This is a genomic window from Nonomuraea sp. NPDC051298, from assembly GCF_055586305.1.
The window spans coordinates 18,397-41,170 of the sequence record NZ_JBVJIM010000004.1 but is presented as its reverse complement, the minus strand read 5'-3'; the positions used below and the strand labels follow the sequence as shown (position 1 = coordinate 41,170).

General features: G+C 72.2%; 21 protein-coding genes. 9 read left to right on the top strand and 12 right to left on the bottom strand.

Annotation, left to right across the window (positions count from 1 at the left end; translation table 11 throughout):
* The first annotated feature begins 139 nt into the window (after positions 1 to 139).
* Positions 140 to 1,534: an NAD(P)/FAD-dependent oxidoreductase gene (locus ACZ6S0_RS13800; RefSeq protein ID WP_465916213.1), complete on the top strand. Its 1,395-nt coding sequence runs from the start codon at positions 140 to 142 to the stop codon at positions 1,532 to 1,534.
* 219 nt (positions 1,535 to 1,753) lie between these two features.
* The gene (locus tag ACZ6S0_RS13795; protein ID WP_465916211.1) at positions 1,754 to 2,662 is read left to right on the top strand and encodes a serine hydrolase; all 909 of its coding nucleotides are present in this window, start codon (positions 1,754 to 1,756) and stop codon (positions 2,660 to 2,662) included.
* Positions 2,663 to 2,746: 84 nt separating this feature from the next.
* On the opposite strand, the gene ACZ6S0_RS13790 is transcribed toward ACZ6S0_RS13795, so the two are convergent.
* The 8 genes from ACZ6S0_RS13790 to ACZ6S0_RS13755 form a co-directional block, all read right to left on the bottom strand.
* Positions 2,747 to 4,258, bottom strand: coding sequence for an MFS transporter (locus ACZ6S0_RS13790; protein WP_465916209.1), 1,512 nt, complete (start codon positions 4,256 to 4,258; stop codon positions 2,747 to 2,749).
* 35 nt (positions 4,259 to 4,293) lie between these two features.
* Positions 4,294 to 7,122, bottom strand: coding sequence for a BTAD domain-containing putative transcriptional regulator (locus ACZ6S0_RS13785; protein ID WP_465916207.1), 2,829 nt, complete (start codon positions 7,120 to 7,122; stop codon positions 4,294 to 4,296).
* A 7-nt stretch (positions 7,123 to 7,129) separates the two neighbouring features.
* Positions 7,130 to 7,882, bottom strand: a complete 753-nt coding sequence (locus ACZ6S0_RS13780) for an isocitrate lyase/PEP mutase family protein (protein WP_465916205.1) — start codon at positions 7,880 to 7,882, stop codon at positions 7,130 to 7,132.
* Positions 7,879 to 8,622 (bottom strand): cytochrome P450, encoded by a 744-nt coding sequence (locus tag ACZ6S0_RS13775; RefSeq protein WP_465916202.1) that lies wholly within the window; start codon positions 8,620 to 8,622, stop codon positions 7,879 to 7,881. The genes ACZ6S0_RS13780 and ACZ6S0_RS13775 overlap by 4 nt, the downstream gene beginning before the upstream one ends.
* A 60-nt stretch (positions 8,623 to 8,682) precedes the next feature.
* Entirely contained in the window at positions 8,683 to 9,378 is a 696-nt protein-coding gene (locus tag ACZ6S0_RS13770; protein ID WP_465916201.1) for a DUF998 domain-containing protein, read from the bottom strand.
* Entirely contained in the window at positions 9,375 to 10,586 is a 1,212-nt protein-coding gene (locus ACZ6S0_RS13765; protein ID WP_465916199.1) for a glycosyltransferase, read from the bottom strand. The genes ACZ6S0_RS13770 and ACZ6S0_RS13765 overlap by 4 nt, the downstream gene beginning before the upstream one ends.
* A 98-nt stretch (positions 10,587 to 10,684) precedes the next feature.
* Positions 10,685 to 11,497 carry a DMT family transporter gene (locus ACZ6S0_RS13760; RefSeq protein WP_465916197.1) on the bottom strand — a complete coding sequence of 271 codons (813 nt, stop codon included), beginning with the start codon at positions 11,495 to 11,497 and terminating at the stop codon, positions 10,685 to 10,687.
* A gap of 36 nt (positions 11,498 to 11,533) precedes the next feature.
* Positions 11,534 to 12,151: a DedA family protein gene (locus ACZ6S0_RS13755; protein ID WP_465916195.1), complete on the bottom strand. Its 618-nt coding sequence runs from the start codon at positions 12,149 to 12,151 to the stop codon at positions 11,534 to 11,536.
* A gap of 392 nt (positions 12,152 to 12,543) precedes the next feature.
* Here ACZ6S0_RS13755 and ACZ6S0_RS13750 point away from each other — a divergent pair, with 392 nt between their 5' ends.
* On the top strand, positions 12,544 to 13,692 hold the full coding sequence (locus tag ACZ6S0_RS13750; RefSeq protein ID WP_465916193.1) for a sensor histidine kinase: 1,149 nt from the start codon (positions 12,544 to 12,546) through the stop codon (positions 13,690 to 13,692).
* A gap of 3 nt (positions 13,693 to 13,695) precedes the next feature.
* Here the strand turns inward: ACZ6S0_RS13750 and ACZ6S0_RS13745 are convergent, their stop codons facing one another.
* The 3 genes from ACZ6S0_RS13745 to ACZ6S0_RS13735 form a co-directional block, all read right to left on the bottom strand.
* Positions 13,696 to 14,337, bottom strand: a complete 642-nt coding sequence (locus ACZ6S0_RS13745) for a VC0807 family protein (RefSeq protein ID WP_465916192.1) — start codon at positions 14,335 to 14,337, stop codon at positions 13,696 to 13,698.
* A gap of 253 nt (positions 14,338 to 14,590) precedes the next feature.
* Positions 14,591 to 15,241: a leucine efflux protein LeuE gene (gene leuE / locus ACZ6S0_RS13740; RefSeq protein WP_465916190.1), complete on the bottom strand. Its 651-nt coding sequence runs from the start codon at positions 15,239 to 15,241 to the stop codon at positions 14,591 to 14,593.
* A 47-nt stretch (positions 15,242 to 15,288) separates the two neighbouring features.
* Positions 15,289 to 16,491 (bottom strand): serine hydrolase domain-containing protein, encoded by a 1,203-nt coding sequence (locus ACZ6S0_RS13735; RefSeq protein ID WP_465916188.1) that lies wholly within the window; start codon positions 16,489 to 16,491, stop codon positions 15,289 to 15,291.
* 90 nt (positions 16,492 to 16,581) lie between these two features.
* Here ACZ6S0_RS13735 and ACZ6S0_RS13730 point away from each other — a divergent pair, with 90 nt between their 5' ends.
* The 3 genes from ACZ6S0_RS13730 to ACZ6S0_RS13720 are packed head-to-tail and all read left to right on the top strand — an operon-like array spanning position 16,582 to position 19,467.
* The gene (locus ACZ6S0_RS13730; protein WP_465916186.1) at positions 16,582 to 17,445 is read left to right on the top strand and encodes a TIGR03619 family F420-dependent LLM class oxidoreductase; all 864 of its coding nucleotides are present in this window, start codon (positions 16,582 to 16,584) and stop codon (positions 17,443 to 17,445) included.
* 31 nt (positions 17,446 to 17,476) lie between these two features.
* A complete protein-coding gene (locus ACZ6S0_RS13725) occupies positions 17,477 to 18,868 on the top strand; it encodes a selenium-binding protein SBP56-related protein (protein WP_465916184.1) in 1,392 nt (463 codons plus the stop codon).
* Positions 18,865 to 19,467: a hypothetical protein gene (locus ACZ6S0_RS13720; protein ID WP_465916182.1), complete on the top strand. Its 603-nt coding sequence runs from the start codon at positions 18,865 to 18,867 to the stop codon at positions 19,465 to 19,467. The genes ACZ6S0_RS13725 and ACZ6S0_RS13720 overlap by 4 nt, the downstream gene beginning before the upstream one ends.
* Here ACZ6S0_RS13720 and ACZ6S0_RS13715 read toward each other — a convergent pair.
* Entirely contained in the window at positions 19,448 to 19,945 is a 498-nt protein-coding gene (locus ACZ6S0_RS13715) for an Lrp/AsnC family transcriptional regulator (protein WP_465916180.1), read from the bottom strand. The genes ACZ6S0_RS13720 and ACZ6S0_RS13715 overlap by 20 nt on opposite strands.
* A 94-nt stretch (positions 19,946 to 20,039) precedes the next feature.
* Between ACZ6S0_RS13715 and ACZ6S0_RS13710 the strand changes: the two genes are divergently transcribed.
* The 3 genes from ACZ6S0_RS13710 (at position 20,040) to ACZ6S0_RS13700 (ending at position 22,627) form a co-directional block, all read left to right on the top strand.
* Positions 20,040 to 20,732, top strand: coding sequence for a nitroreductase family protein (locus ACZ6S0_RS13710; protein WP_465916178.1), 693 nt, complete (start codon positions 20,040 to 20,042; stop codon positions 20,730 to 20,732).
* A gap of 70 nt (positions 20,733 to 20,802) precedes the next feature.
* Complete coding sequence (locus ACZ6S0_RS13705) at positions 20,803 to 22,287, top strand: M14 family metallopeptidase (RefSeq protein WP_465916176.1); 1,485 nt, start codon at positions 20,803 to 20,805, stop codon at positions 22,285 to 22,287.
* Complete coding sequence (locus tag ACZ6S0_RS13700; protein ID WP_465916174.1) at positions 22,265 to 22,627, top strand: hypothetical protein; 363 nt, start codon at positions 22,265 to 22,267, stop codon at positions 22,625 to 22,627. Before ACZ6S0_RS13705 ends, ACZ6S0_RS13700 begins: the two co-directional genes overlap by 23 nt.
* Positions 22,628 to 22,774: the final 147 nt, after the last annotated feature.

The window sequence follows — 22,774 nt, the reverse complement described above, 5'->3', positions numbered from 1 at the left end:
GGTCGCGGAGGGGCTTTCTCTCATATGGCAAAGAACAGGGAGGCGAGATCGGATACCGGCGGGGGGAACCCGCGCGTGATCACCTCATTGGTCCCGCAATTTTCATAGAACTCAGACTTTCGTAAGGGAAGTGGGATTTGTGGATCCGCTGAAGGCGCTGGCTGACGCGGAGCGCAAGCCGTACTGGCTGGACAACCCGGCCAGACCCGAGCCGCAGCCGCGGCTCCTGGACGACACCACCGCCGACCTGGTCGTCGTCGGCGGGGGATTCTCGGGGCTGTGGACGGCCCTGATGGCGAAGGAACGCGACCCGTCACTCGACGTCGTCCTCCTCGAAGGCCGCAGGATCGGCTGGGCGGCCACCGGCCGCAACGGCGGGTTCTGCATGGCGACGCTCACCCACGGCCTGGCCAACGGCCTGGACCGGTGGCCGGAGGAGATCGGGCGGCTCGAACGCCTGGGGGTGGCGAACCTCGACGAGATCGAGCGCACGCTGGAGCGTTACGGCATCGACTGCTCGTTCGAGCGTACGGGCGAGTTGCACGTGGCCACCGAGCCCTGGCAGGTCGAGGCGCTCGACCAACACCTCGGCCTGATCTCCGACCTGGGGCTCGACTACGTGCCGCTCGACAGGGAGCAGGTGCGGGCCGAGGTCGACTCGCCGACCTACCTGGGCGGGCTCTGGGAGCGCAGCGGCTGCGCCATGCTCGACCCGGCGCGGCTGGCGTGGGGCCTGCGCGAGGCGTGCCTGCGTCTCGGCGTACGCGTGCACGAGCGCACCCCCGTACGCTCGATGGGCGACGACGGCACGACGATCACCCTGCGCACGCCGCACGGCACGGTGGGCGCGCGCCGCGTGGCCCTGGGCACCGGGGTGTTCACCCCGCTGCTGCGACGGCTCAAGCACTACGTGGTCCCCGTGTACGACTACGCGCTCATGACCGAGCCGCTGACCCCGGCCCAGCTCGACTCGGTGGGCTGGCGGAACCGGCAGGGCGTGGGCGACTCGGCCAACCAGTTCCACTACTACCGGCTGACCGACGACCACCGCATCCTGTGGGGCGGCTACGACGCCGTCTACTACAACGGGGGCCTGGTCAAGCCCGAGTACGAGCAGCGCGACGAGACGTTCGTCAAGCTCGCGGGTCACTTCTACGACACCTTCCCGCAGCTCGACCAGGTGCGCTTCACCCACAGGTGGGGCGGCGTGATCGACACCTGCAGCCGCTTCAGCGCCTTCTACGGCCAGGCGCACGGCGGACGGCTGGCCTACGCCGCCGGCTTCACCGGCATGGGCGTCGGGGCCACCCGGTTCGGCGCGAACGTCATGCTCGACCTGCTGTCCGGCGAGCCGACCGAGCGGACCGAGCTGCGCATGGTGAAGGAGAAGCCGATCCCGTTCCCGCCCGAGCCGGTGCGCTCGGGGGTGATCCAGTTCACCCGGTGGTCGATCGCCCAGGCCGACCAGCACGAGGGCAGGCGCAACCTGTGGCTGCGCGCGCTCGACAGGATGGGGCTCGGGTTCGACTCGTAGCGCTTTCGGGCGTTCGCGGGAGTTCGTCGCCGAGGGCCGCGCGCCGGTCGGGCATCCATAAGCTCGACCGGCGCGCGGCCGGGTCGTGGTGGGGCCTGGTCGTGGTGGGGCAAGGTCGTGCTGAAAGTCTCACCAGCAACGCTCCTGGCGCGGCGGGTCCGGCCGCCGGGTCGGGCATGCTGCGTACGAACCCCCGTCGAGATCACGGGGGTTCGGCGCGTGCGTGCGATAGGGATGGCCCTGCTGGGCCTGACGCTCGTGGCGGGGTGCGGCGGCGAACGGGCCCCGGTCGTGCCCGCCGCGGTGCGGGCGCCGGTCAAGGTGGCGCGATGCCTGCTGAAATATCCGGACAACCGGGCGGGCCGCACAGGCCGGGTCCGGCTCGCCCGTGACATCGCCCGCTACGTGGCCACCCGGCCGGGCCGGATCGTCTACGACGTGCTCGACCTGGTGAGCAAGGTCAGGCTGGGGCACGGGGAGCACGTACAGGACCTGATCACGGCCAGCGGGGCGAAGGTCGACATCGTCGCCGCCCTGCTGCAGAGCAGGGACGACAGCCTGAGCGAGGACGAGTTCGACCTGGCCGAGCGCATGATCGTGGAGAGCGACAACCTCGCCGCCGACGCGATGTGGTCGCTGGTCGGCGGCACGGGAGCGATGAGCGAGTTCTACCGGCGGATCGGGCTGAGGGAGACGACGCCTGGGCCCGCGGCCTACTGGGGCGGCACCAAGAGCAGCCCCGCCGACCGGATCAGGCTGATGAAGGTGCTGATCAACGGCGGAAAGGGACTGACCAGGGCGGATCGGCGGCTGGTGCTGGACCTGATGGGACGGGTTCAGCAGGACCAGGCGTGGGGGGTGAGCGCGGCGGCCAGGCCGGAGGACCGGGTGGTGCTCAAGAACGGGTGGACGCCCCGGCAGTTCATCCAGGACACGTGGGCGGTGACGAGCTACGGCCGGATCGCCGGCCCGGGGCGGGACCTGCTGATGTCGGTGCAGACCGACCAGCAGTGGGGGGAGGAGCCTGGCATCGAGACCATCGAGGGCATCGCCCGCCTGATCGGGAGCCGGCTCGACTCCCTCTCCCCGACGACCACCCGTGCCTGCCCGACCAACCCCACGCCCTGACCAACCCCACGCCCTGACCACCCCGCCGCGAAAGCCCCCGCCGCGAACGCCCCCGGTGCGGCCCCCTGGGGGCGCCCGCCGTCGTCACGAGTGCGCGTTCGCCAGCACGTCCTCCGGGATCACCTTGGGCACGCCGCGCAGCCCCACCAGCGCGAGCAGCGCCACCACGACCAGCAGGCCCGCCGTGACGTACGAGGTGAGGTGCACGCCCTCGATGAAGGCCGCATGAGCCGCCCGCACGAGCGGACCGGCCTGCTCGGCGGGCAGCGCGGCGGCCGTCTGCAGCGCCCCGGCCAGCGACTCCCCCGCGCCCTCGACCGGCACCCCGGCGGGCAGCTCCAGGTTGGCCCGGTAGGCACTGGTCAGCACCGTGCCCAGGACCGCGATGCCGAGCGCCCCGCCCAGCTCGAACGCCGTCTCCGACACCGCGGCGGCGGCCCCCGCACGCTCCCGTGGCGCCGTGGCCAGCACGTTGTCGTTGTTGACGGTGAAGGCGAACCCGACGCCCACGCCGCCGATCACCAGGATGGGCAGCAGCGCGAGGTAGTTCAGCTCGGTGCCGAGCGTGGTGTAGTAGAGGAACGCGCCCGCGTTCATGGCCAGGCCCAGCGCGACCACGCCGTTCCTGCCGATGCGGTGGATGAGCCTGGTGGCCAGCATGCCGCCCACCGCGCTGCTCAGCCCGCCGGGTAGCTGGGCCACACCCGCCACCAGCGGCGACCAGCCGAGCACGAGCTGCAGGTACCAGGCGAACATCAGCATCATGGCCGACATGGCGAAGATCGCCAGCAGGTTCGTCAGGATGGAGGCGGTGAACGCCCGCCGGGCGAAGAGCCGTACGTCGATCAGCGGCTCGGCCAGCCGCGTCTGCCGCCACACGAACAACGCCAGGAGCGCGATCCCGGCCGCCCCGATGGCCAGGACGTCGGCGTGCTCCAGCCCCTTGTGGGCGGCCTCCTTGACCGCGTAGACGGTGCCCACCACGCCCGCGAACGACAGAACCACGCTGAACAGGTCGATCCGGCCCGCGTGCGGGTTGCGCGACTCGGGCAGCACCAGGAGGCCGCCGATCAGCACCAACGCCATGATCGGCACGTTGATCAGGAAGACCGAGCCCCACCAGAAGTGTTCGAGCAGGACGCCGCCGACGACCGGGCCGATCGCGAAGCCGGCCGCGCTCATGCCGCTCCAGACGCCGATGGCCATCGTGCGCTCGCCGGGCTCGGTGAACACGTTGCGCACGATCGACAGGGTCGAGGGCATGATGGTGGCTCCGGCCACGCCCAGCAGCGCGCGGGCGGCGATGAGCAGTTCGGGCGTGGGCGCGTACGCGGTGACCACGGAGGCGGCGCCGAACGCCGCCGCGCCGATCAGGAGCAGGCGCCTGCGGCCGATGCGGTCGCCCAGGTTGCCCATGGTGACGAGCAGGCCCGCCAGCGCGAAGCCGTAGATGTCACCGATCCACAGCACCTGCGTGGAGCTGGCGCCGAGATCGGCCGACAGCCTGGGCAGGGCCAGGTGCAGCACGGTGAGGTCGAGCGAGAGCAACAGCGTGGCCAAGCAGGCCACGGCCAGGCAGGCCCATTTGTTCTTCATGCCGCCCACTGTCGTGGGGGCGGCTGACGGCGGGCCTACCGCTCGCTGACCGACCCGCTGACCTCCGCCAGCCCGGCGTCGATGCGGCTGCGGGTGTCGTTGGTGGCGTACCAGTCGGCGGGGCACACCTCGCGGGCCCTGAGCAGCAGCGTGCGGGCCCCCTCCAGGTCGCCTCGGGCCAGCGCCACCTCGCCCTTCCCCAGCTCGGCCCAGGCCAGGGTCTCGGTGGAGCCGTTCCTGCGCGACAGCTCGGCCGCCTCGACGTAGTCGGCCCGCGCGCCCGGCAGGTCGCCCAGGCGGATGAGGGCGTCGGCCCGGCGGCACAGGGCCTCGGCGATCTCCGTGTTCGCGCCCAGCTCCCGCGCCAGGACGAGCGCCTCGTCGGACAGCGTGTACGCGGTGCGGTAGTCGCCCTGCAACTGGCGCAGCGAGCCCAGCCCTGACAGCACCAGCACCATGCCCCACCGCTCCCCGATGGCCTTGAACGCGGCCAGGCTCAGCTCGAAGTTCGCCAGCGCCTCGTCGATCCTGCCGAGCGCCTGCAGGATGAACGCCCGGCCGCAGTGCGACAGCGCCATCCGCCAGGGCGGGAGATCCGTGGCCTCCTGCGTGATGATCGCGTGCGCCAGCTCCATGTCCTGCGGGGGCCCGGTGAACATCGACAGCAGCATCATCAGGAACTCCACCTGGTTCGGCAGGTAGCTGATGGGCAGCAGGCCGCGCACCTCGTCCAGCCGCGGGCGCAGGCTCTCGTCCGCGCCGCCGGTCCAGGCGGTGACGAGCACGCACATGGCGTACTCCTCCAGGCATCCGGGGAAACGCGTGTCACCGAGCGCGGCCAGCAGTTCGGCGGCCAGGGAGGCGCTGGTGACGCGGTGGCCGCGCATCCACCAGTAGCAGGCGCTGTGGGCCAGCAGCCGCATCGCCAGCTCCAGTTGCCCGGAGTCGGTGGCCCAGCGGACGGCCGCGTCGAGGTCGTCGCTCTCCTCGTCGAGCCGGGCGAACCACTCCATCTGCTCGGCCGTGCGCAGCTTCGGGTCGGCCGTCATGATCAGGTCGAAGTAGTAGCGGGCGTGCGCGTCGCGGATCGCGTCGCCCTCGCCCGACTCCTCCAGCCGCTCCACGCAGAACGCCCGGATCGTCGCCAGCATCCGGAAACGCCCGTCCACGAACTCCACCAGCGACTTCTCCGCCAGCGAGAACAGCACCTCCTCCGGCAGCCCGCACACCCGCTCGGCCGCCTCGGGCCGCGCGCCGCCCACGAACGCGGCCAGCCGCCTGGCCATCTGCTGCTCGGCCTCGTCCAGCAGGTCCCAGCTCCACGCCACGACCGCGTGCAGGGTCTGGTGGCGCGGCAGCGCCGTCCTGCTGCCCCGCGTCAGCAGCCGGAACCGGTCGTCGAGGCGGGCCGCCACGTCGGCGACCGACAGCGTACGCAGCCGCGCCGCCGCCAGCTCGATGGCCAGCGGCAGCCCGTCGAGCGCCCGGCAGATGCGTACGACGTGCCCGGCGCTGGCGGCGTCGACGGCGAAGCCCGGCCGGACGGCGGCGGCCCGGTCGGCGAACAGCCGCGCGGCCGGGTAGTCGAGGGGGTTGGCGCTCTCCTTGGGCGGCAGCCGCAGGGGCGCCACCGGCAGGATCGACTCGCCGGTGATGCCCAGCGCCTCCCGCCCGGTCACCAGCACCCGCAGGTCGGGGCAGGCGGCCAGCAGGTGGTCGGTCAGCTCGGCGGTGGCCGACACGAGGTGTTCGCAGTTGTCCAGGACCAGCAGCAGCCTGCGGTCGGCCAGCGCGCCGACCAGCGTGGTCATGGGGTCGACCGCGGCCCGTTCGGGGGAGTGCAGCAGGGCGTCGCGGATGCCGAGCGCGGCCAGCACGGCCAGCGCCACCGCGTCGCCGCCGGGGACGGGCGCGAGCGGCACGAAGCACACGTCGCCCGGCTCCTTCGCGGCCGTCTCGATGGCCAGCCGGGTCTTGCCCGCGCCGCCCGGGCCGATCAGCGTGACGAGCCGGCCCGCCCGCAGCCGGAGCGCGACCTGTTCGAGCTCCTCGGCCCGGCCCACGAAGCTGGTGAGCTGGGCCCGCAACCCCTGCCTGGAGCTGGGAACGGGCGGCGGCGGGCTAGCGGGCGCGCCGAGCGCCGGGTCGGCCCTGAGCACGGCCAGGTGCGCCGCCGCCAGCTCGGCGCCGGGCTCGACGCCCAGCTCCTCGTCCAGCAGCTTCCTGACCTCCTCGTAGACGGTCAGCGCCTCCGCCTGGCGGCCGCTGCCGTACAGGGCGCGCATGAGCTGGGCGCGCGGCCGTTCGCGCAGCGGGTGGGCGGCGGCGAGCTGGCTCAGCTCGGCGACCAGCTCGCGGTGCCGGCCGAGGTCGAGGTCGGCCTGCACGCGGTCCTCGGTGGCCGACAGCCGCAGCTCCTCCAGGGCCGCCGCGGCGGCCTCGGCGTGCGGGGCGTCGGCCAGCGGCGCGCCCCGCCACAGCTCCAGCGCCTCGCGCAGCAGGGCCGCCGCCCGCGCGGGCTCGCCGCCGGTCAGCGCCTGCCGGCCGGCCCTGGTGAGCTGCTCGAACCTGCGCGCGTCGACGTCCTGCGGGTCGGCGACCAGCCGGTATCCGGCCGGGTGGAACTCCACCAGATCCCTGCCCAGCGCCCGGCGCAGCCGGGACACCTGCGACTGCAGCGCGTTGGCCACGCCTTCGGGGGGACGGGGGCCGTACATGCCGGCCACGAGCTGCTCGGCGCCGACGATGCGGCCGGCGTTCAGGGCGAGCAGCGTGAGCAGGGCGCGGACCCGGGGACCGCCGAGCGCGACCGGCCCGCCGTCGTCGTCCACCACGTGGGTGGGGCCCAGGATCTGGAAGCGCATGCCTCAATTATCGCGGCAACTGGGCGGCGATCTCGGCGTATGTCGGTACGCGCGGTGCCGGCTCGTCCCGGATGGCGAGCACCGTGGCCAGCCCCGCCCGCAGCGCGGCCCGGTAGAGCAGCGAACCGGTGCTCACCCTGGCCACGCCGGCCGCCGCCAGCCGGGCCAGCGAGGGGCCGCCGGGCTGGTGGAGCACGTTGAGCGGCAGCGGCGTGCTCGCGACGACCGCCGCGATCTCGCCGGGGTCGCTCAGGCCGGGCACGAAGATCCCGTCGGCGTGGCCGTAGGCGCGTACCCGCTCCAGCGTGTCGCCGGTCTTCAGCCAGCACGAGTCCGTACGCGCGTTGACGAACACCCCGTGCCCCTTGGCGGCCTCGATGATCCGCTGGTGCAGTCCGATCGGGCGCAGCGTGCCGTCGGGCCGGCCGTCCTCCAGGTTGACCCCCGCGACGCCGAGCCCCGCCAGGCCCGCGACCAGGTCGGACACCGCGCCGGGATCGTCGCTGAAGCCGCCCTCCAGGTCCACGGTGACCAGTACGCCCAGGCCGCCGATCGTCTCGGCCAGCTCGATCGTCTCGGCCTTGGTGGCGCCGGCCGCGTCCGGCCTGCCGTGGACGGCGGCCACGCCCAGGCTGGTCGTGCCGATCGCCGGGAACCCGTGCGCGGCCAGGAACGCGGCCGAGCCGTAGTCCCAGGCGTTGGGCAGCAGCAGCGGGTCGCCGGGCCGGTGCAGGTCACGAAAGGTCTGACCGGCCGTCATCCGAGCACCCCCTCCAGTACGCCGCCCGCCAGCGCGATCGCGTGCGCGGGAGCCGGGCAGGGCCGTACGCCGTGGCCGAAGGTCAGGTGCGGGACCGGCCCACGCCCAAGGTCGAAGCGGTCGGGTGCGGCGAACACGGCCGGGTCGCGGTTGGCGGCCACCAGGTCGATCGTGACCTCTTCGCCCGTGCGGGTGTCCAGCCGCCGGGTGGCCCTGAGCGGCGGGTCCCCCCTGAGCGTCTCGTGCAGCAGCGCGTCGACGTCGTCGCCGGGCCGGGCGTGGCGCAGGGCGTTCTCGACGAGCGCCTCCGTGGCGGCGTGTCCCTGCAGCAGCAGGGTGATCACCGGCAGCCCGGCCAGCTCCAGCAGCTCGGCGACGGCGGCGTCGGCCTGCGGGGTCTCCTCGCCCGACAGGTAACCGGCGGCGGCCACGGGCACGGCGCGGGTGTCCCCGACACCGAGCGCGGCTCCGAGCACGGCCGTGGGAACGCCTCGCCACGCGCCGTCCCGCTCCCGGGTCAGCTCCCCGGCCTCCCGGCGCAGGCGGGTGGGGGAGAGGCCGTCCAGCAGCGCGACCAGCTCGCGGCGGCGGCGCGCGTGCGCCTCGCCGGTGCTGAACCGCGACACGCGGGCACGCAGCCAGGCCAGCGTCCCCTCCGCGCCGTCCTGGCGTACGGGAGGCGGCACGTACCGGGGGTCGGCGAGCACCGCCTCGGCTTCCGCATGGCGTGTGACGAGCATGGGTTCACGCTAGGGCGGGGTCCTTTCGCCGGCGGTCGAAGTGTGCCGGCAGGGGCGGGATCAGGCGGCCAGCCGCTGCCCGTCGGGCCGGTCGGGTTGTCCGGTCAGGTCGGGCCGGTCCGCCGTGGCGGGAGCGGGCCGGCTGCGGGCGGCCCTGCGGCCCGCGGCGATGGCCAGCGCCATGGCGATGAGCAGGCCCATCTCGGCGAGCACCACGGCGCGCTCCAGCAGCCCGTAGTAGGCGCCGCCGTTGATCAGCGGCGAGGTGAGGGTGGCCGGGTGGGAGGCCAGGTAGACGGCCAGCGCGACGGCGGACGACACGCTCATGGCCCGTACCGCGTTCCACCGGGGCGCCGGCCTCCGGCCGCGGGCCAGGGTCCAGCCGGCGACCGGCAGCGAGGTGAAGACGACGGCCGCCGACCAGCGGTGGATCTCGCCGGACACCGAGCCGACCTGCGACGTCCCCGGGTCCGTGGGGAAGATCACGCTCATCGTCAGCCCGGCCGCCCCGGCCAGCAGCAGCACCCTGGTGGCCGCCGTACGCGCGGGGTCCGTGGCGGCCAGCCCGTACGCGAGACACAGGCACGCCCCCGCGAGCGCCAGCATCCCGACCACGACGGGCACCAGCCCGCCGGAGACCAGTGCGTAGTCGCTGAGCAGTATCTGGCTGGGGAGCGCCACCTGCGCGTACGCGAGCGTCCCGGCCGACACCAGCGTGCCGGCGATCGCGCCCCAGACATATCGCCTGGGCATCATCGCACCACCTCCTGATAGATCTTCTCGAACCGGGCCAGCGACGACTGGTCGTCGTGGGTGAGCGCCAGCTCCCTGCTGGCCTTGCCGAGCCCGGCCCGCAGGTCGTCGTCGCCGAGTACGGCCATCAGGTGACGGGCCAGCGAGACCACGTCGCCCGGCTGGAACAGGTAACCGTTCCCCTCCACCAGGTGCGGCAGCGCCATCGCGTCGGCGGCCACCACGGGCAGGCCCGAGGCCATGGCCTCCAGCGTGGCGATGCTCTGCAGCTCGGCGACGCCCGGCATGGCGAACACGTCGGCCGCGGCGAACGCCTGCGGCAGGTTCTCGTCGGCGACGAAGCCGAGGAAGAACACCCGGTCGCCGACGCCGATGCGCCTGGCCAGCCGCTCCAGCTCCTCGCGCTGGTTGCCCTTGCCGACGAGCGCCACCTGCGCGTCGGTCTCGTTGAGCACGAGCGGCAGCGCGCGGATCAGCTCGTCCAGGCGCTTCTCCTCGTCCAGGCGGCCGACGAACAGCACCGTGGGCCGGTCGGGCAGGTCGAACGCCTTGCGCGCCCACGACTTGGGCTCGGCGTGCGGGTGGAACCTGGTCAGGTCGATCCCGCAGGACACCGGCTCGACCTCACGCCCGAAGCCCTGGTCGGCCAGGAGCTTGGCGGCCAGTGGCGTCGGCGTGGTGATGTGGTCGGCCCGGTTGAAGATCCGGTTGAAGTCGCGCCAGGCCAGCCGCCCGGCCCTGGTCCGCAGCTTCTCCGGGATGTGGACGAACTGGAACAGGTTGTCGGGCATGAAGTGGTTGGTGGCCACGATCGGCACGCCGGCCCGGCGGGCGGCGGCCATGGCGGCCCGGCCGACCACGAAGTGTCCCTGGGTGTGCAGGACGTCGGGCCTGATGGCGGCCACCAGCCGGTCGAGCCGGGCCGGCACGGTGAACCGCATCGTCGGATGGACCAGGAGCGGCGCCGAGCGCAATCGGTGCACGACCACGCCGTCGACCACGTCGGCGCTGGCCGGGCCCGCCTCCGAGGTGCACACCACGTGCACCTCGTTGCCCCGTGCGGCCAGGCCCGTGGCCAGGCGGTGGGTGAAGTAGGCGGCGCCGTTCACGTCGGGAGGGTAGGTGTCGGTCGAGATCAGGACTCGGCGGGGACGTTCGGGGGCGGGGGAGACGGCGGCGACGTCGGGGACGCGGTGCAGGGGCATGGCCATTTCGGTGAACTCCGGTCTTACGGTCGGCTTGGGGAGAGCCGCGAGCTGGAATGGAGGAGACGGGGAGGACGGGGGAGGCAGGGCAGGCGGAGAAGCGGTCAGGCGGGGTCGTGGCGCGCCTCCAGCGGGCTCGTCCGTGCCAGGGCGACGGTGCCGACGGCGGCCAGCAGCGCCGCCGCGACCGGCAGGGCCCCGGTCGGGAGTGGCTCGCCCAGCAGCAGCGCGCCGAACGCCACCGCGGTCAGTGGGTCGGCGATCTGCAGCGAGGCGAAGGAGACGCCGAAGTGCCCGACGGCGTAGGCGCGCTGGAGCATCATCAGCGCCAGCAGGGCCGGGACCGGCAGCGCCAGCAGGTACCACCAGTTCCATGAGCCGTCCACCAGCACGCGCATGAGGGTGGCGGTGGCGCCGTACAGGATTCCGGAGGCGGTGGCCAGCAGGGCGGCCCGGCCCGTGGGGGAGGCCGCCGTCGAGCCGAGGAACAGCAGTACCGCCGCGGCGCCGGCCACACCCAGCAGGGTGAGCACGCCGGTCGGGGCGAGGTCGGTGGAGCCGTCGGACTCGGGCACCATCAGCACCAGGCCGATCAGCCCGGCCGCCACCAGCGAGGCGGCGGCCAGTTCCCTGCGCGACGGCTTGCGGTGGTGCAGCGCGGCGGCGATGGGCAGCGCGAACAGCAGGCTGGCCACCCCCATCGGCTGGACCACGGTCAACGGGCCGAGCGCGAGCGCCACGATGTGCAGGCCGCCACCCGTCACGATGGACACGCCGCCGATCAGCCAGCGCGGCCTGCGGAGCAGGACGAGCAGCCCCGGCTTGGCGGATCCGGCCGCCTCGAACTGCTGCAGTGCGGCCCCGAGCGCGAAGAACAGCGAACCGACCAGGGCGATCACCGCGGCCAGCACAGTCATGCGCACTCCTTTCAGACGGATAGTTGCCAGGCAGGGTCAAACGGACGTGTCCGCCGGAAGACGTTCTGGGGAAGCCTGGGTGGCGCGTCGCTTCCTGACCCACCGCACGATCTCCACCAGGGCGGTGATGGACACCGCGATCCCCAGGCCGAGCAGCAGTCCCTTGATCGGATCGTTCTCGAAGGCCATCCCGCCGAAGAAGCCGATCAGACCGGAGTACACCGCCCACGAGCCGGCCGCGATCGCGTCGAAGAACGTGAACGAGCGCAGCGGGTAGCGCACCGCGCCCATGGTCAGCGTGGTCGCGGTCCGGCCCCCTGGGATGTACCTGGCCACGACCAGGACGAGCCCGCCGCGTTCGTCCAGCGCACGCCGCGCCCAGACGAACACCTTCTTCTCCCGGAGCCTGCCCCCCGACCGGTTGCCGATCAGATAGGAGACGTGGTCACCGGCGAACGCGCCCAGGGCCGCGACGGCGATGATCAGGGCCAGGTTCGTCTCGCCCGAGGCGGCGAAGACCGCCGCGGTGATCACGGCGGTCTCGGCGGGAACGATCGGGAAGAACCCGTCGAGCAGGGCCAGGCCGAACAGCGCGAGATACAACCAAGGCGACGACATCACCTCGCGAACCAGGTCGAGGATGGCGTGCGACATGAGCGTGTACTCCGATCGTTGGGGGCACCCCACACAGCGTCTCGGTGCGGGGGGCCCGGGGACATCGGGGATGCCCCCGGGACGAATGCGGTCCTTTCCCCTATGTGAGTCAGGGCCGCCACCCCTTGAAGGTAGAAACTCCGCAGGTCATGGCACATCGGACGATCGGTGGGCACCACCCCCTACTTTCGTCAGGGACGTGCTCGCGACCTCCGGTGGCATCTTCGATCCAACCGGTTTTCGCAGGAGGAAACAGGAGAGGAGATAGGCGCTTTGGAGGTGGGGCTAGCCCTACCGCGACGGTGGCGGCGGCACCACCCCGACTTTCGTCAGGGGTGGCGCCTGACCTGGGTGGGCACCCGCGCCCGAACCGGGCGGATAACGTCGGTGCGGTGAGGTCCCTGCGTCCGTTCCGCCGTGAGAGCCGCCGCCAGGCGGTCGGCGATCTGCTGCTCTGGGTCGCCCTCTGCATCGTGATCGCGGCCATGGGGCCCGATCCGTTCGTGGATCCGGCGGCGTTCTGCCTGGTGACCGTGTCCCGGTGGGCGCTCGCCGCGGCGGCCGTGCTGGTCGGGCGGCGACGGCCCCTGGTCGCGCTGGTGCTGCTGCTGCCGCTGGGGCCGTGGCGGTTCACCGAGGGGTTCGCCACGGTGGACCTGAGCTGGCTGCTGCCCCGGCGCAACGTGAAGATCCTGCCGCTGCTGCCGACGTCGCCGTTCATCGCCTGGTACGCCTACCTGACCGGGCGGCGGTTGACGAAGGTCTGGCCGCCGGCGGCCGCGTACTGCCTGATCTCGCTGGTCGGCGTGGGCGTGGTGCTGTACATGGGCGGCGACCTGGCCCTGTGGGTGTCCATGGGGACCGCGCTGATCGGCACCTACCTCGTGCCGTACCTGTTCGGCGTGCTGCGGCGCAGGCTGCTCCAGCAGCGGCGGCAGGCCAGGCTGGCGGCCGAGGCGCAGGCGAGGCTGCGTGAGCGGGCCAGGATCGCGCGTGACATGCACGACTCCCTCGGCCACGACCTGGCCCTGATCGCGGTACGGGCCGCCGGGCTCGAGCTGGCTCCCGGGCTGGCTCCGGAGCAGGTCAGGGCGGCGGGGGAGCTGCGGACGGCGGCGGCGGACGCCACCGAGCGGCTGCGGCAGATCATCGGGCTGCTGCGCGAGGACTCCGACGCGCCGCCCCTCTCGCCGGTGGACGAGGAGGTGTCCGAGCTGGTGCGCAGGGCCGCCGACTCCGGCATGTCGATCAGCCTGGACCTGGCTCCGGGACCGGTGTCCGGCCTGGCCCGCGCCGTGGTGCAGGAGGGTCTCACGAACGCGGCCAAACACGCGCCGGGGGCCGCCGTCGAGGTCGCGGTCTCGCCGCGCCGGATCCGCGTGCGCAACGGGCCGCCCCGCTCCCGCCCCACCGCGCGGTCCGGCGGGATGGGGCTGGCGGGCCTGCGCGAGCGCGTACGGCTGGCCGGCGGCACCCTCGACGCCGGGCCGGTGGGCGACGGCTTCGAACTGGCGGTGTCCCTCCCCGAGCCGCCCCCGTGACGGTCAGGCGTGGGAGAGGTGCAGGCGGCGCAGCAGCCGCTTGAACGCGAAGACGGAGAACGTGATCGCCGTGCCGCTGATCAAGGCCACCGCCGACGTCCGCAGCAGCATGTAGGTCTCCAGCGAACCGGCCAGCGACTCGTAGACGGCCAGGAAGATGCTCAGCGTGGAGTTCATCAGCAGCACGAACGCCCACAGCAGCGTGATCCTGGCGAAGAAGCGGCGCACCCGCTCGTGCTTGAGCACCGCGGAGGGCAGGTGGATGTAGTCGAGCGTGAGCTTCTGCACGAGTGGCCGGTTCAGTCGCACGGAGGCCAGGAAGGCCATGCCGATGCAGATCGTGCCCAGCTCCGGCTGGATGAAGAACCACATCCAGGTGCCGGTCCAGAACGCCACGGCCGCGCGTACGGTGATCGCGAACGCGGCCAGCCACATCGTGGCGGGCACCTTGATCCGCTTGACCAGCCGCCAGGCCACGCCGAGGTAGACCCAGGAGACGGTGAGGGCGAGGGCCCATTCGGGGCCGAGCACCACCAGGGCGAGGTAGAACACGGCCAGCGGGGCCACCACGGCCTCCAGCAGCCGGGGTGCCGCCTGCCGGGCGAGCGCGGTGAGGCGTGGAAGTGTGACCGGAGGATGATTCAAGGCTGCTCCGCAGATTGGCCGACGGTCAGCGACTACCCGGGCGTCGGGGGGTCAGGCTTGCCAGACGGAGCGCTCGCTCCTCTGCGAACGCAAGGTTCACGGCGTCGACAAGAGCTGTGTCGTGAGAGCGTCGTCGCCGTCGTCCCGGGAAGCACGCCGGTGGCCTACCGTACCCGAGGAGTGGTGCTGCGACTGCCTCCTTTGACGCGTTCCATCTGGCTCCACGAAAACAGCAGCGCCTTGAATGCGGGTTTCATCCGAGTGACGTGGTGGCGAGCTTCGCGCCGAATCCCAGGAAAACCGCGCCGACGCCCGAGGTCAGCCCGGCGCTGAGCCGGCGGTGGCGGCGGAACCGGTCGGCCAGGAAGGTGCCCCCAAAGATCAGCGCGGTCAGGTAGAGGAGGCTGAAGATCTGGATGACCGCCCCCAGGATGAGGAACGACAGCGCGGGAGAGGCGTACCCGGGGTCCACGAACGAGACGAAGAACGAGACGAAGAACAGGATCGCCTTCGGGTTGAGCAGGCTGATCGTCAGGGCCTTGCGGAACGGGCGAAGCTCCGCCCCCGCCGGTGGTTCCTCCGGCGTCGCCGACAGCTCGGCCCGCCGGCTCTTCCATGCGCCGCGGATCATCTGGAAGCCGATCCACGCCAGGTAGCCGGCGCCGGCGTACTTGACGATCGTGAACAGCGCCGGGTTGGAGCGCAGGAGCGAGGCCGCCCCTGCGGCGCTGAGCACCATCAGCACGGTGTCGCCGACGAAGACGCCCGCCGCGGCCCGGTAGCCCCGCCGTACGCCGTGCCGGGCGGCGAAGGTGAGGACGTACAGGGAGTTGGGGCCGGGGAGGAGGATGATCAGAAAGGCGCCGATGACGTAGGCCCAGAGATCGATGATGCCGAAGAACATGCCGCGTGCTCCTGGAATGAATGGTGGCATGTCACGGTATCGCGTGCTCAGCCGTTCGAGGCGTACCAGATCCCCCCGTACGCCTGCCGGTGCCCGAGCGCCCGGTACGCCGCGTCGACCAGGGCCTGCCCCCGCGGGTTGACGCCGAGCCCGGAGCCCTGCTTGTTCATCGTGTACGCGAAGGCCAGCCGCGCCGCCGGATCGCAGAACCCGATCGATCCGCCCATCCCCACGTGCCCGAACGCGGTCTCCGACAGCAGCACGCCCTCGCGGTCGGCGGGCGGCAGGTGCCGGTTGTCCACCGCCTTCACGAAGCCCAGCGCGAAATGCGTCGGCGCGAGCAGCACCGCGTCCTGACCCGCGGAGGCGGTCTGCGACATGAGGGCCAGGTGCTCGCGGCTCACCAGGCCGCCGCCGCCCAGCGACAGCGGGCGGTACATGCCCGCCAGGCCCCGCGCGTTCGTGATCGCCCCGACGGCGCCGATCTCGGCGGCGTGCGCGGCCCGGCTGTCCGACTCGCCGAAGGCCATGTAGCCGCCCTCGTTGGTCAGCACCCGCGCCTGCACCGACTCCGGGTCGCCGAACGCCCTGGCGTAGAACGCGGGCGGCGCCGGCGGCGGGTCGGCGGGGACGGTCGGCGCCACCCGGCCCTCCTGCTCCTCCGGTAGCCCCAGCCAGAACTCCAGCCCGAGCGGCTCGACCACCTCCTCGCGGAAGAACGTGCCGAGCGAGCGCCCGCTCACCCGCCGGACGACCTCGCCCACGAGGTAACCGAAGGTCAGCGCGTGGTACCCGTGCCGGGTGCCCGGCTCCCAGAACGGCTCCTGCTCGGCCAGCCTGGTGGCTATCAGCTTCCCGTCGTAGAAGGCGCCCGGCGGCAGCGGCTCGCGCAGCGCGGGCTGCCCGGCCTGGTGGGCGAGCAGGTGCCGGACGAGCGTGGCGTCCTTGCCGCGCGCGCCGTACTCGGGCCAGTAGCGCACGACCGGCGCGTCGAGGTCGAGGTCGCCGCGCGAGGCGAGCAGGTGGGCGCACAGGGCGGTCAGGCCCTTGGTGCACGACCAGACGTGCCCGATGGTGCCGGCCGTCCAGGGGGTGCCGGGCGCGGCCTGGCCGCCCCACAGGTCGACGGCCACCTCCCCGTCGACGATCACGCACACCGACGCGCCCACCTCGCCGCGCTCCGCGAGGTTCGCCGCGAACTCCTCCGCGACCTGGGAGAACCGGGAGTCACAGGTGCCGTGCACGGTCATTTCCCGAATCCATCACGAAACCCGCCGCCTGTAAACGATGATTTCCCGCGCTGAGGAAGGTCCGACAGGCAGGCAGGAAAGGAGCACGAGATGGATCTCGGAATCGGTCTCCCCACGACGGGACGCGACGCCGACCCAGAGCGGATCGCCCGGGTGGCGCAGGACGCGGAACGCGCGGGCCTCGGGGCGGTCTGGACGTTCGAACGGCTGCTGCGCCCCGCCCAGGCCCGGATGCTGGGCATGAACCAGCCGCCCGTGTCGCTGCCCGGCTCCAACGCCTCCGTGTACGACCCGCTGGAGACGCTGGCCTACGTCGCGGCGAAGACCAGCACCATCCGCCTGGGCACCAGCGTCGTCGACGCGTTGTTCCACAGCCCCGTCGTGCTGGCCAAGCGGCTGGCCACGCTCGACCGGCTCAGCGGCGGCCGGGCCGTGATCGGGCTGGGCCAGGGCTGGATGGAGCAGGAGTTCGAGGCGACCGGCGTGCCGGCGAAGCGGCGCGGGGCGGGCTTCGAGGAGCACCTGCGGGCCATGCGGGCGTGCTGGGGTCCTGACCCGGTGAGCTTCTCCGGCCGCTTCTACACCGTCCCCGAGGCGGACTTCGGTCCTAAGCCGACCGGGCTGACGCTGCTGGCGTGCGTGGCGGCTCCCGTGTCCGTCGAGCGGGCGGCGGCGCTCGGGATGGGGCTGACCATCGTGGTCTTCGCCTGGGAGCAGGTCGAGCTGACCCTGGAGGCGTACGGCGAGGGCCCGGGGCCGCTGGTGCTCCAGGTGAACGGCCCGATCACGGACCGGCCGCTGGACGAGCGCATGCCGCTCACCGGCTCGCCCGAGCAGGTGGCCGAGGACCTGCGGCGGGCTCGGGCGCTGGGCGCCGACCACGTGTTCTGGCACCCGTTCGAGACCGGCCCCGAGGAGTTGCTCGAACGCATCGGTCACACGATTACCTATTGACCCTGTAGGGAATCGGTTCTTTCCTGGAGAGATGACCCTCTGGACGCCGGACCCCACGTTCTACCCCTCTCCACGGGACGCCGCCCACGCGCCCGCCGAGAAGCTGGCCTACGTCGCCGCGTTCGACCGGACCGCCACCCGTCCTGACGCGCTCGCCGTCATCGACACCGACCCGGACTCGCCCGCGTACGGCACGGTCGCGGGCTGGACCGACCTGCCCAACACCGGCGACGAACTGCACCACTTCGGCTGGAACGCGTGCAGCAGCGCCCTGTGCCCGAGCGCGCCCCACCCGCACGTCGAGCGGCGCTACCTCGTCGTGCCTGGTCTGCGCTCCTCGCGCATCCACATCTACGACACCAAAGACCGGATCAGCCCCGAACTGGTCAAGGTGATCGAACCGGAGACGCTGGCCAGGCGGGCCGGCTACTCGCGCCCCCACACCGTGCACTGCGGCCCCGACGGGCTGTACGTGTCCGCGCTCGGAGGCGCCGACGGCCAGGAGGGGCCGGGCGGGATCGCGGTGCTCGACCACACCTCCTTCGAGGTGCTGGGGCAGTGGGAGCTGGACCGGGGGCCGCAGTACCTCGCCTACGACTTCTGGTGGCACATCAACCAGGACGTGCTGGTCTCCTCCGAGTGGGGGACGCCGTCGATGATCGAGGACGGCGTCGTCGGGGAGCTGCTGCTCGGCCGCAAGTACGGCCACAAGCTGCACTTCTGGGACCTGCGCAAGCGTACGCACCTCCAGGAGGTGGACCTGGGCGACGAGCACCAGATGCCGCTGGAGCTGCGCCCGGCCCACGACCCGACCCGCCAGTACGGCTTCGTCGGGGTGGTCACAAGCGTCGAGGACCTGTCGGCCTCGGTCTGGCTCTGGTTCCACGAGGACGGCCGCTGGCAGGCGCGCAAGGTCATCTCCATCCCCGCGGAACCGGCCGCCGCCGACCGCCTGCCGCCGGTGCTGCAGCCCTTCGGCGCGGTGCCGCCGCTGGTGACCGACATCGCGCTGTCGGTGGACGACCGGCGCCTGTACGTGTCGTGCTGGGGTACCGGCGAGCTGAAGCAGTACGACGTGTCCGACCCGTTCAAGCCGGTGGAGCTGGGCTCGCTGCGGGTGGGCGGCATCGCCGGGCAGGCCCCGCACCCGGCCGAGCCCGGTCTCCCGCTGCGCGGCGGGCCGCAGATGGTCGAGGTCAGCCGCGACGGCCGCCGCGTCTACCTCACCAACTCCCTGTACGGCTCCTGGGACGACCAGTTCTACCCCGACGGGGTGGGCGCCTGGATGGCCAAGATCGACGCGGAGTCGTTCACCTTCGACACCCGCTTCTTCCCGCACGGGGACGCCTTCCGCGGCCTGCGTCCCCACCAGGTGCGCCTGCAGGGCGGCGATGCCTCCTCCGACTCCTACTGCTACCCGTGACCCTGACCGCGGTGCTCCTGCTGGGCGCGTTCCACGGCCTGAACCCGGCCATGGGCTGGCTCTTCGCCGTCGCCCGCGGCCTGCAGGAGCGCAGCATGGACCGGCTGCTCCAGTCGATCCCGATGATCGCCCTGGGCCACCTCGCCTCGGTGGCCCTGGTGGCGGTCGTGGTCGCCGCCACCGGCTCGCTCGTCACGGGCACGGTGCTGTCGATCGGCGGCGGGGTGGTGCTGGTGGGCTTCGGCCTGTGGCGGCTGCTGTCGCGCCGCCACTTCCGCTGGGTGGGGATGCGGCTGTCGTTGTGGCAACTGGCGGGCTGGTCGTTCCTGATGTCGTCGGCGCACGGGGCGGGGTTGATGCTGCTGCCGGTCCTGACCGGACTCGCCGCGGAGGGGGGACACGCGGGCCACGCCGTCTCCGGAGGGCTGGGCGTGGCGGCCTACCACACGCTGGCGATGTTCACGGTGGCACTGGTGATCGCGGTGGTGGTCTACAAGGTGGCCGGGCTGGCGGTGCTGCGGCGGGCCTGGTTCAACGTCGATCGCATGTGGGCGGCGGCGCTGGTGGCCGCCGGGGTGATCACGCTTGTCCAGGTCTGACCGCGGCCTCGCTCTCCGCCAGCGGCAGCACCCGGTGCGGCACCACGGTGGACAGCGTGATGACCGTGGTGCTGCGCCGTACGCCCGGGATCGCCAGCATCCGGTCGATGACCCGCTGGACGTGCTCGTGGTCGCGCCCCGCGATCCGGCACCACAGGTCGCCGGGCCCGGTCACGATGTACGCCTCCAGCAGCTCCGGGATCGACCCCAGGGTCCTGGAGATGTGCTCGCGGGCCGCCTGCTCGACCTCCAGCGTGGTGAACGCCTGCACCGGGTGCCCGAGGGCGGCGGGGGAGAGGTTCGGGCCGAAGTCCGTGATCACGCCGTCGGCGGCCATGCGGTCCAGCCGGGCCTGTACGGTGCCGCGCGCCACCCCCAGCAGCCGCGCGATCTCCAGCAGGCCGCTGCGCGGGCGCTCGCCGACCAGGCGGAGGAGGTCGAGGTCGAGGCCGTCGAGACCGCGGCGGCGTGCGGGCATATTCGCCTCCAGAAGTCCGGTTTCGCTGTCAGATCGACAGTACGCGAGGGCAGGTGTTGTCAGATCCGCCATCGATGCCGACACTTCGGATCTTATGGAGCACCGGCATCCCTTCGTTCCCTACACGCCAGAACGCCACGAGCCCGCGGAGATGGTCAGGCGTGGCGAGGAGTTCCACCGGCTGGTGGAGCGGCGGCGCAGCGTACGGGCCTTCAGCGCGGAGCCGGTGCCGTACCGGTGCGTGGAGCTGGCCGTACGCGCCGCCAACACCGCGCCGTCGGGCGCGCATCAGCAGCCCTGGACGTTCGTGGTGATCGGCGACCCGGAGACCAGGCGGCGGGTGCGCGAGGCGGCCGAGGCCGAGGAGCGGCAGAACTACGAGGGCGGCCGGCTGCCGCCCGAGTGGCGCGCGGCGCTGGAGCCGCTGGAGACCACCTCGGACAAGGGCTACCTGGAGGTGGCGCCCTGGCTGGTGGTGTGCTTCGCCGAGAAGTACGGCCTGACCCCCGAGGGCGAGAAGGTCCGCCATTACTACGTCAACGAGAGCGTCGGCATCGCCTGCGGGCTGTTCATCACCGCGCTGCACGTCATGGGCCTGTCGACGCTCACCCACACGCCGAACCCGATGGCCTTCCTGAGCGAGATCTGCCATCGCCCGCCCAACGAGCGGCCCTACATCCTCTTCCCGGTCGGGTATGCCGCCGACGACGCCGAGGTGCCGGATCTGGCCAGGAAACCCGTGGAGGAGGCCCTGATCCGGCTGACCGGAACTTTGGGCCTTTCCTAGTCGGCGCGGCGTCTTCACTCTCAGTTCAGGCGCCGGTCAACCCCGATCCCGAGCGCCTGGGGAGGACGAGGTGAATCGCCGATTAGTCATCCTGCTCGCAGCCCTCAGCCTGATCTGCCTGACCGGCATGACCGGTGCGGGCGCCACCGCCGAGCCGCCGCCGAACAAGCAGTATCGCGTGTCGGGCCCGGCGAACGCGCAGCAGCGCAGCGCGGTGGCGGCCACCGGAGCCGCCATCGAAGAGGTGGCCACGGACTCGGTGCTGGTCACGGCCACGGAAGCCGAGATCTCCGCCATCAGGCGACTCGGCTACCGGGTGGCGGAGGCGCCGCGCCCGACACCCCCGTCCGCCGGCGCCTTTGACTTCCCGCCGGCGGACTCGGGCTACCACAACTACGCCGAGATGACCGCGAACATCAACGCCCTGGTGGCGGCCCATCCGAACATCGTCAGCCAGACGACGTACGGCACGTCGTACGAGGGCAGGGCGCTGCGCCTGATCAAGATCAGCGACAACGTGGGCGCGGACGAGAGCGAACCCGAGGTGCTGTTCACCGCGCACCAGCACGCCCGCGAGCACCTCACGGTCGAGATGGCGCTCTACATCATGCACCTGCTCGCCGACAACTACGGCACCGACTCCCGGATCACCAACCTGGTGAACACCCGGGAGATCTGGATCATGCCGGACCTGAACCCCGACGGCGGCGAGTACGACATCGCCACCGGCTCCTACCGTTCGTGGCGCAAGAACCGCCAGCCCAACTCCGGGTCGACGGCCGTCGGCACCGACATGAACCGCAACTGGGGCTACAACTGGGGCTGCTGCGGTGGCTCGTCGGGCACGGCGTCCAGCGAGACCTACCGCGGCGCGAGCGCGGAGTCGACGCCAGAGGTCAGGGCGGCGGCCAACTGGGTGCGCAGCCGGGTGGTCGGCGGCGTGCAGCAGATCAAGTCGCACATCGACTGGCACACCTACAGCGAGTTGATCCTGTGGCCCTACGGCTACACCTTCAACGACACCGCGCCCGGCCTGACCCAGGACGACCGCGACGCGCACGCCACCCTCGGCCAGAACATGGCCTCGACCAACAACTACACGCCCGAGCAGGCCAGCGACCTCTACATCACGGACGGCACGATCGACGACTGGCTGTGGGGCGTCTACAAGATCTTCAGCTTCACCTTCGAGATGTACCCGACCGGCTCCAGCCCGGGGTTCTACCCGCCGGACGAGCAGATCGTCCCGCAGACCACCCGCAACAGGGAGGCGGTCCTGCGCTTCCTGGAGTACTCCGACTGCGTCTACCGCATCATCGGCAAGGAGGCCCAGTACTGCGGCACCGGGAACCCGCCGGTGAGCGTCCACTCCGACACGTTCGAGACGGCCACGGGCTGGACCGTCAACCCGAACGGCACCGACACCGCGACCGCGGGCGCATGGGAGCGCGGCGACCCCGAGGCCACCCTCCAGCGGCGCCAAGCAGCTCGGCACGACGGTCAGCGGCACGAACGGCCTGGTCACCGGCCGGTTGGCGGGCGCGGCGGCCGGTGACCACGACGTCGACGGCGGTGTCACCTCGATCCAGTCACCGCCGATCACGCTGCCCTCGACGGGCGCGCTGAACCTGTCGCTGTCGTGGTATCTGGCGCACGGCTCGAACGCCTCCAACGCCGACTACCTCCGGGTCCGGGTGGTCGGTGACACCACGGCCACGGTGCTCAACCAGGCGGGGTCGGCCGTCAACCGCAACGGCTCGTGGGCCACGGCCACGGCGAGCCTGAACGCGTTCGCGGGCCAGACCGTCCGCATCCTCGTGGACGCGGCCGACGCCGGGGGCGCCTCGCTGGTCGAGGCGGGCGTCGACGACGTGAGGATCACCCAGCAACCGTAGGGCCAGGTCAGGCCGCACAAGCCCGGTCCTGCCAAGGCCCTGTCCAGGTACTGTCCCGCGCCGCACGGGATCCCGGTCCCGTGCGGCGCGGCCATGTTTGGGTCTTGTAAGCGCCCGGTGTCAAAGCTACGATCGCGACAACTCTTA

Coding starts and splice junctions, on each gene's coding strand:
- ACZ6S0_RS13710 (WP_465916178.1), top strand. CDS start 20,040: ATGGAGCACCGGCATCCCTTCGTTCCCTACACGCCAGAACGCCACGAG.
- ACZ6S0_RS13790 (WP_465916209.1), bottom strand. CDS start 4,258: ATGAAGAACAAATGGGCCTGCCTGGCCGTGGCCTGCTTGGCCACGCTG.
- leuE (WP_465916190.1), bottom strand. CDS start 15,241: ATGTTCTTCGGCATCATCGATCTCTGGGCCTACGTCATCGGCGCCTTT.
- ACZ6S0_RS13730 (WP_465916186.1), top strand. CDS start 16,582: ATGGATCTCGGAATCGGTCTCCCCACGACGGGACGCGACGCCGACCCA.
- ACZ6S0_RS13725 (WP_465916184.1), top strand. CDS start 17,477: ATGACCCTCTGGACGCCGGACCCCACGTTCTACCCCTCTCCACGGGAC.
- ACZ6S0_RS13775 (WP_465916202.1), bottom strand. CDS start 8,622: ATGCTCGTCACACGCCATGCGGAAGCCGAGGCGGTGCTCGCCGACCCC.
- ACZ6S0_RS13760 (WP_465916197.1), bottom strand. CDS start 11,497: ATGACTGTGCTGGCCGCGGTGATCGCCCTGGTCGGTTCGCTGTTCTTC.
- ACZ6S0_RS13715 (WP_465916180.1), bottom strand. CDS start 19,945: ATGCCCGCACGCCGCCGCGGTCTCGACGGCCTCGACCTCGACCTCCTC.
- ACZ6S0_RS13765 (WP_465916199.1), bottom strand. CDS start 10,586: ATGGCCATGCCCCTGCACCGCGTCCCCGACGTCGCCGCCGTCTCCCCC.
- ACZ6S0_RS13780 (WP_465916205.1), bottom strand. CDS start 7,882: ATGACGGCCGGTCAGACCTTTCGTGACCTGCACCGGCCCGGCGACCCG.
- ACZ6S0_RS13770 (WP_465916201.1), bottom strand. CDS start 9,378: ATGATGCCCAGGCGATATGTCTGGGGCGCGATCGCCGGCACGCTGGTG.
- ACZ6S0_RS13785 (WP_465916207.1), bottom strand. CDS start 7,122: ATGCGCTTCCAGATCCTGGGCCCCACCCACGTGGTGGACGACGACGGC.
- ACZ6S0_RS13755 (WP_465916195.1), bottom strand. CDS start 12,151: ATGTCGCACGCCATCCTCGACCTGGTTCGCGAGGTGATGTCGTCGCCT.
- ACZ6S0_RS13735 (WP_465916188.1), bottom strand. CDS start 16,491: ATGACCGTGCACGGCACCTGTGACTCCCGGTTCTCCCAGGTCGCGGAG.